Origin of the sequence: Lapillicoccus sp., assembly GCF_039935575.1 — a bacterium.
Taxonomy (GTDB): Bacteria; Actinomycetota; Actinomycetes; order Actinomycetales; family Dermatophilaceae; genus Lapillicoccus.
Genome location: NZ_JBDTKA010000007.1, coordinates 54,943 through 65,697 on the forward strand (window position 1 = coordinate 54,943; position 10,755 = coordinate 65,697).

Below are 10,755 nucleotides of genomic sequence, written 5' to 3' on the forward strand. Positions count from 1 at the left end.
GGATGTCAGGGAAATTCTGCGAGCAACCGCTTCTCGCCGGTCGCGACGTTCTAGGAGAAGGCGTTCTCACCGGTCAGCGCTCGACCGACGACGAGGGTGTGCACCTCCGTGGTGCCTTCGTAGGTGAGGACCGACTCGAGGTTGGCCGCGTGCCTGATCGGGCTGTACTCCAACGAGATTCCGTTGGCGCCGAGGATAGTGCGAGCCTCACGGGCGATCTCGATCGACTTGCGCACGTTGTTCAGCTTGCCGACGCTGACCTGTTCGGGGGTGATCGTCCCGGCCTCCTTGAGGCGCCCGAGGTGCATCGCGAGCAGCATGCCGTTGCCGAGCTCGACGGCCATGTCGACGATTTTCTTCTGCGTGAGCTGGTAGGCCGAGAGGGGCTTGTCGAACACCTCCCGGGTCCGCGCGTAGTCCACTGCAACTTCGAGGCTGTCACGGGCCGCGCCCAGTGCCCCGAAGATGATGCCGAACCGCGCCTCGTTGAGGCATCCGAGCGGACCACCCAGACCGGCCGCCTCGGGAAGCAGGGCCGATCCCGGCAGGCGCAGGTCTTCGAAGACGAGCTCGCTGGTGACGCTGGCGCGCAGCGACAGCTTCTGTTGAATCTCGTTGGCGGAGAAACCTGTCGAGTCGGTCGGGACGACGAAACCACGGATCCGGTCGTCGGTCCGCGCCCAGACGACGGCGACGTCGGCGATGGACCCGTTCGTGATCCAGAGCTTGGAGCCGTTGAGGACCCAGTCCGCACCGTCGCGTTTCGCGTTGGTCCGCATGGACGCGGGGTTGGAGCCGGCATCGGACTCCGTGAGTCCGAAACAGCCGATCGCCTCACCCGCGGCCATGCGCGGCAGCCACGCCTGCTTCTGCTCCTCGCTCCCGTAGTGGTGGATCGCGTACATCGCGAGGGAGCCCTGTACCGAGACGAGCGAGCGCAACCCGGAGTCGACCGCCTCCATCTCCTGGCAGGCAAGGCCGTAGGCGACGGATCCGGTTCCGGCGCAGCCATACCCGTCGAGATGCATACCGAGGATGCCGAGCTTGCCGAGCTCGCGCGCCAGGTCACGCGCGGGAAGTCGGCCCTCGTCGAACCACGTCGCGATGTGGGGTCGCAGCTCCCTGTCGCCGAAGTCGCGGACCGTGTCGCGGATGGCCCGCTCTTCGTCGTCGAGGAGGGAGTCGATGGCATAGAGCTCGGTGGTGTCCATGGCGGACGTCACTCCTTGGGTTCCAGGGGCGCGACCAGCGGCCGCTTGGCGGAGAGCAGGTCTCCCGACGACTGGTGGCGAAGTCGGCGTTGCACCCACGGACCGAGGTACTCGCGCGCCCATCGGGCGTTGGCGACGACGGCATCCCGTCGAGGGACCGCCAGGGCTGGCGGGAGAGGAGTGCGCCAGTCGCTCTCGTCCGTCTCGTGCCCGAGGGTCCACAGCGCGGCGAGCGCGACGCGGTGGTGGCCTTCGGTCGTCATGTGGATGCGATCGTCGGCCCAGAGCCGCCAGTCCCGCAGAGCCGTCAGGCTCCACTGGTCGAGGACGGCGGCGTCGTGCCGCTGGGCGATGCCCCAGATGAAGGCGCTGTATGCCGCAACGCGGCCTCTGGTGGCTTTGACCAGTGGCGCGTCGGCCGGGTCGACCGGCGTCGCCATGAGCACGTCGGCGCCGGCGGCCCGAATCCTCACGACTGCGGCTTCCAGCTGGGCGGCCAGAGCGTCGATGTCGGCGGACGGCCGCAGGATGTCGTTGCCGCCGCCGACGATGCTCACCAGGTCGGGCTCGAGCTCGAGGGCGGCGTCGAGCTGCGGACCGACCACGTCGGCCAGCAGCCGGCCGCGGACCGCGAGGTTGGCATAGCCGAAGTCCTCGCCCTGCTCCGCTGCATACTCACCGAGGAGCACTGCGAGCCGGTCGGCCCAGCCGACGTACTGTCCGGGACGCTGCGGGTCCGCGTCGGACATGCCTTCGGTGAACGAGTCACCGAGCGCGACGTAGCGCGACCAGGTGCGCGGGGTGGGTCGGCCGGCCGTCATAGCAGCTGCCAGTCGAGGGCTGGCGCCCCAGCTTCCTGGAGCATCTCGTTGGTCCGGCTGAAGGGCCGTGACCCGAAGAAGCCGGCGTGGGCCGACAACGGTGACGGGTGAGCCGACTCGACGCGAGGAGTGGCCCCGAGGACGGGGACCAGCGTGCCGGCCTGGCGCCCCCATAGGATCGCCACGAGTGGGCCGCCCCGTGCGACAAGGGCCTCGATCGCGCGTGTAGTCACGGCCTCCCACCCTTTGCCCTGGTGGCTGCCCGAGACGCCCGGTCGCACGGTGAGGACGCGGTTGAGCAGCAGCACCCCGTGGTCGGCCCACGGCGAGAGGTCGCCGGTGCTCGGCGTCGGGAGTCCCAGATCGGTGCCCATCTCGGTGTAGATGTTGGCCAGGCTGCGTGGAACCGGCCGGACATGCTGGTCGACGGCGAAGCTGAGACCGATCGGGTGGCCGGGTGTCGGGTACGGGTCCTGTCCGACGATCAGCACGCGGACCTCGTCGAACGGCCGGGTGAACGCGCGCAGGATGTGGGGACCAGCCGGGAGGTAGCCGCGCCCCGACGCGACCTCCGCACGGAGGAAGTCACCCATCCTGGCGATCGTCTCCGCCACGGGGGTCAGTGCCGGCACCCAGGTCGGGTGCACCAGCTCCTCGAGCGGCCGCGCAGTCACGGGGACCACCGTAACCGGGCGAAAACGTCGACTAACCTCGACCGGGCCAGACCATCGTGTCCGGCCAGGTCACCGGAAGACGCAGGGGGAGTGATGACCGAGAACGGGCGGCCCGCCGACGCGGTCATGGCACCGGTCACGGTCACGGCGAGACGCGGGGGTTGACGATGGCTTCCATCTCTTTCGCGGTCGCGGCGTCGATTGCGGGCTCCGTTGGACGCTGAACCAACGCGGTGGCCCGTGGTCGTTTTCGACCTGGACGGCACCTTGGTCGACACGATCGGGTTGATCGTGGCGTCCTACCAACACGCGTTCACCACCGTCCTCGGCCGCGAGGAGGACGAGATGCTGATCAGGTCCTGGATCGGCCAGCCCTTGATCCGCGGCTTCCGGTCGGTTTCCCCGGAGCACGCCGACACGCTGTTCGAGACCTACCTCGCCTGGAACCACGCCAACACCGAGCGGCTCATCCGGCGTTACGAGGGCATCGACAGCCTCCTCGGCGACCTGGTCGGGTCGGGCGTGCGGATCGCGGCGGCGACCTCCAAGCTGCGGGGACCCGCCGAGACGGCCGTGCGCCTCACCGGGCTCGACGCCCATCTCGACACCCTGGTCACGATGGAGGACACCAGTGAGCACAAGCCCGACCCGGCGCCGTTGTTGCTCGCCCTGAACCGGCTGGGCGCGGAGCCTGGCGAGTCCGCTTACGTGGGCGATGCCGTGGTGGATGTGCAGGCGGCGCGCAACGCCGGTATGTCCGCCGTGGGAGTCACCTGGGGTGCGGGTCATCCCGAGGACGTGGCAGCGGCGGAGCCCGACGTGCTGGCCGGCACCGTCGCGGACCTGCGCGCAGCGTTGCTCGGCTGACACAGCGGGCTGGTCCATACACTCCGCGGGTGCACCGCTTCGCCCAACCTCTGTCCCGGCCGGACATCGACGCCGTGCTCGCGTATGCAGCCGAGCGGCTCAGTCTCGACCCGGCCCCGCTCGACGGGCCGCTCAGCAGCGCGGAGCTGCGTGAGGAGGTCGGGGTCACGATCACCGCCGCGGGTCTGGGAGCAGCCGGGGCGCTGGACATCTTCTCCGACGTCCTCGCGCCGGCCTGCCTGTCGACCGACCATCCCCGCTACCTGTCGTTCATCCCCTGTGCCCCCACGCAGGAAGCAGCGGCGTTCGACGTCGTGGTGGGGGCGTCGTCGATCTACGGCGGGTCGTGGCTCGAAGGTGCCGGTGCCGTCCATGCCGAGAACGAGACCCTGCGCTGGATCGCCGACCTGGCCGGCCTGCCCCCCGGGGCCGGCGGGGTCTTCGTTAGTGGGGGCACGGTCGGCAACCTGTCCGCGCTCGTCGCCGCGAGGCATACGGCGCGGGCTCGGGCGGCCGGGGAGGGTTCGCGCACTCGCCCGTGGCGGGTCGCGACCACCCATGGTGCGCACTCGTCGATCCAGTCGGCCTGCGACGTGATGGACGCCGAGCTGGTCGAGGTCCCGGCCGACGAGCAGTGGCGCCTGACCGGTGACCGGTTGCGGGCGACCCTGGAGGCAAACGACCCGGACACCTTCTTTGCCGTCGTGGCCACCGCCGGTACGACGAACTTCGGGATCATCGACGACCTGGCCTCGGTCGCGCAGGTGTGCGTAGAGCTCGGCCTCTGGTTCCACGTCGACGGGGCCTATGGAGGAGCGGCGCTCGCCGCGCCGTCGATCCGGCATCGGTTCGTCGGGGTCGAGCGGGCCGACTCGTTCATCGTGGACCCGCACAAGTGGCTGTTCGCGCCGTTCGACTGCTGCGCGCTGATCTATCGCGACCCGGCGCTGGCTCGAGCGGCGCATACCCAGCACGCCGGCTATCTCGACGTGCTCACCGAGCAGCCCGAGTGGAACCCCGCTGACTACGCGATCGGGCTCAGTCGGCGCGCGCGGGGCCTGCCGCTCTGGTTCTCGTTGGCCGTGCACGGCACCCAGGCCTACACCGACGCCGTCGAACGGACCCTGGAGGTCGCGCGCTATGCGGAGGAGGAGATCCGGCGACGTCCTCATCTCGAGCTACTGCGCGAGCGGGACCTGTCGGTGATGGTCTTCCGCCGGGTCGGGTGGGGCAAGTCCGACTACGTGGCGTGGTCGGACCGGCTGCTGGCCGAGGAGTTCGCATTCGTCGTGCCGACGACGCACGACGGCGAGACGGTGACCCGGCTCGCGATCGTCAACCCGACGACGACCGAGGCCGACATTGCGGCGATCCTCGACACGATGGACTGACGCGGTCATCGAATGACACCGCTGTGATTTGCCCTTATAGTGTGCGCAACATGGACGCGCAACGGCAGGACGACCCGCGGCGGTCGACGGTAGGCGAGCTCGCCGACCGCGACCGCGAGATCCTCGCCTTCGAGCGCCAGTGGTGGAAGTACGCCGGCGCCAAGGAGCAGGCGATCAAGGAGCTCTTCGACATGAGCGCCACCCGCTACTACCAGGTACTCAATGCGCTGATCGACACCCCGGAGGCCCTCGAGGCCGACCCCATGCTGGTCAAGCGGCTGCGCCGGCTTCGCGCGTCGCGCCAGCGGGCCCGCAGCGCTCGCCGCCTCGGCATCAACGTCTGACATTCTCGGGTCCATGCGACCCGGACCGACCAACAGCCTGACTGACGTCGCCGGCATCCGCGTCGGTCACGCCACCCGACGCGAGCCGGGCTGGCTGACCGGCAGCACGGTGGTCCTTGCTCCTGACGCGGGCGCCGTCGGCGGCGTCGACGTCCGCGGCGCAGGCCCAGGCACCCGCGAGACCGACCTGCTCGACCCGCGCAACCTGGTGGACCGCGTCAACGCGGTGCTGCTGGGCGGCGGGAGCGCGTTCGGGCTCGCGGCGGCCGACGGGGTCATGCAGAGCCTGTATGCCGCCGGCCTCGGCTGGCCGGTCGGCGGTCCGGGTCAGGTGGTCCCGATCGTGCCCGGGGCCATCCTGTTCGACCTCGGCCGCGGGGGAGGCTTCGCGAACACCCCAAGCGCCGCTGAGGGTGCCGCGGCCTACCGGGCGGCGCACGGCGGTGCGGTCGAGCAGGGCAGCGTCGGAGCCGCGACGGGAGCCAGCTCGGGCGGCCTCAAGGGCGGGATCGGGTCGGCGAGCGTGGTCCTGCCGAACGGCACCACCGTGGCGGCGGTCGTGGCTGTCAACTCCGCCGGCTCACCGGTCGACCCGCATACGGGAGCTCTTTATGCTGTCCGCTGGGGCGTTGAGGGCGAGTTCGACGCGGTCGGCGAGCCGAGCATGCAGGACCTTGAAGCCGCCCGTAACCGGGCCGCCGCCCAGCGACCCGGCGGGCCCGGGATGGCGACGACCATCGGACTGATCGCCACCGACGCGACCCTGACCAAGGCGCAGTGTCAGAAGGTCGCCGGGCTGGGGCACGACGGCATGGCGCGAGCGATCAACCCGGTGCACACGCTGTTCGACGGCGACACGTTGTTCGCCCTGGCGACGGGGGACCGCCCGGCACCTGACCTCATGGAGCTGTTCGTGCTCATGCAGGCGGCGGGCGACTGCGTCACCAGGGCGATCGGACATGGGTTGCTCGCGGCGGAGTCGGTGGACTGCACCGCGTCCGGAGGCGTCGCGTTGCGCTCGTGGCGCGACGCCTTCCCCTCAGCGGTCCCTTCAGTGCGCTGACCCGGTCTGAGGCGACCACTGCGGGTCGCGGCCCATCCACGCCACGAGCCGGTCGTATGCCGGCGCGTTCGGCGCGACGTCGACCGGCGGCGCGAACGGCACTGGTCCGCCGCGCGGCTCGGCCGGCAGGAACTGCATGACCGGCCCGAGGGCCGCCGCGGCGAGCTCGTCGTCGAGCTCGTCGCGCCGGCCGACGGCCACGGCGAGGTCCCACCCGTGGGTCGCGATCTCCGAGACGTAGGCGAAGACGGCCTGCCAACCGGGTAGCAGGCCCGCCGGGTGGGCGAAGGTGCGCTGTAGCACGCCGTCCTCGGCCATCACGTCGTCGAGGGCCGTACGAGACTCGGTCCACGCCGACAGCCAGCCGTCGTCGGGCACGTCCGTGACGAGTGAGGTGACCTCGTGGGGCGCGCCGCCGTGCGCGATGTGGACGACCCGGCGCTCGACGGCGACGAGGTGGCCGAGCAGGGTGCGCACGTTGTAGTCGGCGCACGGTGTGGGCCGGTCGAGGTCGTCCGGGGTGACGGTGGCGACGAGGTGCCCCGCCTGGTCGAGGGCGGTGGTGAAGAGCGGGCGAGGGTCGGGTGTCTGAGTCATGTCGTCCATGCTGCCTACCAAAACCAGACACGTGCTGTCATGTTTTTGTGGGAGTCTCGGCAGATGCGCGCCGACCGGCTCCTGCAGATCCTCTTCCTGCTCCGACGGCACGGACGGTTGCCCGCACGCCGGCTCGCCGAGCTGCTGGAAGTCTCGGAACGCACGATCCTGCGGGACATGGAGGCGCTGTCCGCCGCCGGCGTACCGGTCTACAGCGAGCGCGGTAGGACGGGCGGTTGCGTTCTGATGGAGGGGTACTCGACCGACGCGAGCGGGCTCACCACGGGCGAGGCAGAGGCGTTGTTCGCCTGGACGTCGCGGTCGGCGGTGAGCGACCTCGGCCTCGGACCCCAGCTGGGGACGGCGCTCACGAAGCTGGCCGCCTCCGTTCCGCAACCCGCGCTGGACAAGGCCGATGCGCTCGCGGCCGTCGTCGTCGTCGACCGACGGCGGTGGTTCGCGGCCGTCGAGGAGGTCCCGTTGCTGCCGGCGCTGCGGGCAGCCGCGGTGGACAGGAAACGGGTGCGCCTGTCCTACCGGTCCGCCTCCCAGGACCGTCCGACGACGCGTACGGTCGACCCGTTCGGGCTCGTCGAGAACGCCGGGCGGTGGTACCTCCTGGCGGGTCACCGGGGTCACACGCGCAGCTATCGTGTCTCCCGGATCGCCGGGGCAGTGCCGCTGACATCGGCGGCCCGAATACCTGCCGGACTGGACCTGCAGGTCGAATGGGACCGCGTACGAGGGGAGTTCGAGGGCGAGGCGCGCCGCTCGGGGGTCGACCTGGTGGCCGCTGTCGACCCGGAAGCGCTGCACATGTTCCGGCTGATCGCCACGGGTCAGGCCGTCACCGGACACGCTCCCGTGACTGAGCCGCCCGACGGGAGTGCGCCGGCGCCAGCCGACGCATGGCCGGTCGTCCGCGTCAGCCTGCGAGCCCGGCAGGCGGCCGTGGCGCTGGTGATGGGGTTCGGCGGCCAGGCCCGGCTGCTGCAGCCGGAGGACCTCGTTCAGGAGCTGGTCGAGCGGGCACGCGCCTCCCTGGCTGTGCACATCATGGACTCGTGACTCCTCGCGACACCTACACCCATGGGCACCACGAGTCTGTGCTGCGCTCGCACCAGTGGCGGACGGCGGCGAACTCGGCGGCATACCTGCTCCCGCACCTCTCACCGGGTATGCGTGTGCTCGACGTGGGGTGCGGGCCGGGGACCGTCACGCTCGACCTGGCCGAGCTGGTGACGCCGGGGACGACCGTCGGCGTCGACGCTGTGCCGGAGCCGCTCGACGCTGCCCGCGTCAACGCGCAGCGGCGTGGTGACGAGAGGACGGAGTTCCGGGTCGGAGACGTCTACGACCTCGAGGCGGACGACGGCGAGTTCGACGTCGTGCACGCCCACCAGGTGCTGCAGCACCTCACCCGCCCCGTCGCCGCGCTGCGTGAGATGCGGCGGGTGTGCCGCGCCGGAGGGCTTGTCGCGGCCCGCGACGCCGACTACGCGGCGATGGTCTGGTACCCCGCCGATCCGCGCCTGGACGACTGGCTCACCCTCTACCAAGCCGTGGCGCGCAGCAACGACGCCGAGCCGGATGCGGGCCGGAGGTTGCTGTCGTGGGTCCACGCGGCAGGGTTCGAGGACGTTACCTGCTCGGCCAGCACCTGGTGCTACGCGTCGGCCGACGAACGTGCCTGGTGGGGCGGCCTCTGGGCGGACCGGGTGACCGGGTCGGCGCTGGCCGACCAAGCCCGTTCGCGCGGGCTCGCGTCGAGCGCCGAGCTGGAGCGGATCGCCGACGGCTGGCGAGCGTGGGCCGCCCACCCGGATGGGTGGTTCGCGATCCCCCATGGCGAGGTCCTGGCCCGCTGCTGAGGGCCCGCGACCCGCGCCGGACTCCGGCCCCGAGCACTCGACGCAGCGTCGTGTCACTTGACGCCTCATCCATCCCGCATCAAGACACTCGACGCGGCGTCAAGTGGCGTGCAGATGGCGGGCACCGCCGGTGTGGAAGGCTGGCGGTATGACGGCCTGGAGCACCCCCGAGCAGATCGCCGCGACCCGGGAGACGATCGCTGCCTCGATCGAGGGATGGCAGGAGCCGGTCGCGTATGCCGTCGGCCTCACCCCGGCGACCTCGTCGGCCGAGCTCGAGTTCCCGGTGATCAACATCGGCGAGGACTACCACGGTCTGCCCGCCGTCATCCTGGCCAAGACGATCGGCTACGCCAACGGCACCTCGACGCACGTCTTGTCGGTCGCGGAGCTGACCCACGCGGTCAATGGTCTCGCACCGGCCGAGGCGTGCGAGGCCTCCGAGCACGTCAACCTGCACGCCTGGCGAAAGATGCTCACGGAGGTCGAGTCGAACCCCTACCGCAACATCGTCGCGGTCTTCATCGCCGACCTCGACGACCCCGTCACGTCCGAGGCCGACGGGTCGTTGCGCACCCAGCTGCCCGCGTGAGCGCACGGCCCGGCTGCCTCTTCTGCGCGATCGTCGCGGGGGCGCAGGCCGCATACCGGGTCCTCGACGAACCTGCCGTGGTGGGGTTCCTGGACACCAGACCGGTGTTCAAGGGGCACGTCCTGCTCGTCACCAGGGAGCACGTCGACACCCTACTCGACCTGCCGGAGCCGATGCGGGACCCGCTCATGGCGGCTGCCCAGCGGGTTGCCGCAGCGGTCGTCGAGGCTTTCGGCGCCCAGGGGTCGTTCGTCGCCATGAACAACGTCGTCAGCCAGTCGGTGCCGCACCTGCACGTCCACGTCGTCCCGCGCACCAAGGGAGACGGGCTGCGCGGGTTCTTCTGGCCGCGCACGACGTACGCCTCGGACGACGAGGCCCAGGAGTACGCCGACAGGCTGGTCTCGGCTCTCACGACGCCGCGTTGAGCTGGGCGTAACCCCGCTCGAACGCCGCCGCGACGCTTTCGACGGGGTAGGGCAGGCGGGGGAGGCACGAGCAGGGTGTCGACCCGGTGACGGATCGCAACGTTCAGCTCGAGGGCGGCCCAGTCTCACAGAACCTCGAGAACCTGTTTACTGCTGGCGCTGTCGAGACCGTTTGCACTCTCACCCCGCGAGTGCCAATAATGGGGCTGGCACTCTCGACCCGAGAGTGACAACTCGACCATCTGGGCGAGGTCAGGGACGACACGCGAACATGGGCGTGCGCGGCTCTGGCCGTCCGTCGCGGGCGCCCCCATGGTCATCACATCGATTCGCGTGGGAGGAACCACCCGAATGGCCAAGATCATCGCTTTCGATGAAGAGGCGCGACGCGGTCTCGAACGAGGGATGAACATCCTCGCTGACGCCGTCAAGGTGACGCTCGGCCCCAAGGGCCGCAACGTCGTTCTCGAGAAGAAGTGGGGCGCCCCCACGATCACCAACGATGGTGTGTCCATCGCCAAGGAGATCGAGCTCGAGGACCCGTACGAGAAGATCGGCGCCGAGCTGGTCAAGGAAGTTGCCAAGAAGACTGACGACGTGGCCGGTGACGGCACCACGACGGCCACGGTCATCGCCCAGGCGATGGTCCGCGAGGGTCTGCGCAACGTCGCCGCCGGGGCCAACCCGCTGGCGTTGAAGCGCGGCATCGAGAAGGCCGTCCAGGCTGTCTCCGACGAGCTGCTCAAGAGCGCGACCGAGATCGAGACGCGCGAGCAGATCGCTGCGACCGCCTCCATCTCCGCCGCCGACGAGCAGATCGGCGAGCTCATCGCCGAGGCGATGGACAAGGTCGGCAAGGAAGGGGTCATCACCGTCGAGGACTCCAACACGATGGG

13 protein-coding genes are annotated in these 10,755 nt (G+C 70.3%); 9 read left to right on the forward strand and 4 right to left on the reverse strand.

Going from position 1 to position 10,755, the window contains the following annotated elements; genetic code table 11:
- Window positions 1–50 precede the first annotated feature (50 nt).
- From ABI385_RS00880 to ABI385_RS00890, 3 genes are read right to left on the reverse strand one after another with little or no spacing between them, the layout of a single operon-like run.
- Window positions 51–1,211 (reverse strand): acyl-CoA dehydrogenase family protein, encoded by a 1,161-nt coding sequence (locus tag ABI385_RS00880; protein ID WP_348101837.1) that lies wholly within the window; start codon window positions 1,209–1,211, stop codon window positions 51–53.
- An 8-nt stretch (window positions 1,212–1,219) separates the two neighbouring features.
- Window positions 1,220–2,032, reverse strand: coding sequence for an SGNH/GDSL hydrolase family protein (locus ABI385_RS00885; protein WP_348101838.1), 813 nt, complete (start codon window positions 2,030–2,032; stop codon window positions 1,220–1,222).
- The gene (locus tag ABI385_RS00890) at window positions 2,029–2,706 is read right to left on the reverse strand and encodes a uracil-DNA glycosylase (protein WP_348101839.1); all 678 of its coding nucleotides are present in this window, start codon (window positions 2,704–2,706) and stop codon (window positions 2,029–2,031) included. Before ABI385_RS00890 ends, ABI385_RS00885 begins: the two co-directional genes overlap by 4 nt.
- A gap of 240 nt (window positions 2,707–2,946) precedes the next feature.
- Between ABI385_RS00890 and ABI385_RS00895 the strand changes: the two genes are divergently transcribed.
- The 4 genes from ABI385_RS00895 to ABI385_RS00910 are packed head-to-tail and all read left to right on the forward strand — an operon-like array spanning window position 2,947 to window position 6,371.
- Window positions 2,947–3,573: an HAD-IA family hydrolase gene (locus ABI385_RS00895; protein ID WP_348101840.1), complete on the forward strand. Its 627-nt coding sequence runs from the start codon at window positions 2,947–2,949 to the stop codon at window positions 3,571–3,573.
- A gap of 29 nt (window positions 3,574–3,602) precedes the next feature.
- Entirely contained in the window at window positions 3,603–4,964 is a 1,362-nt protein-coding gene (locus ABI385_RS00900) for an aminotransferase class V-fold PLP-dependent enzyme (protein WP_348101841.1), read from the forward strand.
- Between the two features lie 50 nt (window positions 4,965–5,014).
- Window positions 5,015–5,308, forward strand: a complete 294-nt coding sequence (locus tag ABI385_RS00905; RefSeq protein ID WP_348101842.1) for a DUF3263 domain-containing protein — start codon at window positions 5,015–5,017, stop codon at window positions 5,306–5,308.
- A gap of 13 nt (window positions 5,309–5,321) precedes the next feature.
- Complete coding sequence (locus ABI385_RS00910; protein WP_348101843.1) at window positions 5,322–6,371, forward strand: P1 family peptidase; 1,050 nt, start codon at window positions 5,322–5,324, stop codon at window positions 6,369–6,371.
- Here ABI385_RS00910 and ABI385_RS00915 read toward each other — a convergent pair.
- Window positions 6,360–6,968 (reverse strand): TIGR03086 family metal-binding protein, encoded by a 609-nt coding sequence (locus ABI385_RS00915; RefSeq protein WP_348101844.1) that lies wholly within the window; start codon window positions 6,966–6,968, stop codon window positions 6,360–6,362. The two genes, ABI385_RS00910 and ABI385_RS00915, sit on opposite strands and share 12 nt — an antisense overlap.
- 63 nt (window positions 6,969–7,031) lie before the next feature.
- Here ABI385_RS00915 and ABI385_RS00920 point away from each other — a divergent pair, with 63 nt between their 5' ends.
- The 5 genes from ABI385_RS00920 to ABI385_RS00940 all read left to right on the forward strand — a co-directional run.
- Complete coding sequence (locus ABI385_RS00920) at window positions 7,032–8,036, forward strand: YafY family protein (RefSeq protein WP_348101845.1); 1,005 nt, start codon at window positions 7,032–7,034, stop codon at window positions 8,034–8,036.
- Complete coding sequence (locus ABI385_RS00925) at window positions 8,033–8,839, forward strand: methyltransferase domain-containing protein (protein ID WP_348101846.1); 807 nt, start codon at window positions 8,033–8,035, stop codon at window positions 8,837–8,839. Before ABI385_RS00920 ends, ABI385_RS00925 begins: the two co-directional genes overlap by 4 nt.
- Window positions 8,840–8,987: 148 nt before the next feature.
- The gene (locus ABI385_RS00930; protein ID WP_348101847.1) at window positions 8,988–9,431 is read left to right on the forward strand and encodes a hypothetical protein; all 444 of its coding nucleotides are present in this window, start codon (window positions 8,988–8,990) and stop codon (window positions 9,429–9,431) included.
- Window positions 9,428–9,859: an HIT family protein gene (locus ABI385_RS00935; protein ID WP_348101848.1), complete on the forward strand. Its 432-nt coding sequence runs from the start codon at window positions 9,428–9,430 to the stop codon at window positions 9,857–9,859. Before ABI385_RS00930 ends, ABI385_RS00935 begins: the two co-directional genes overlap by 4 nt.
- A gap of 351 nt (window positions 9,860–10,210) precedes the next feature.
- Window positions 10,211–10,755: TCP-1/cpn60 chaperonin family protein (locus ABI385_RS00940; protein ID WP_348101849.1), on the forward strand; the 545-nt coding region annotated here is incomplete at its 3' end.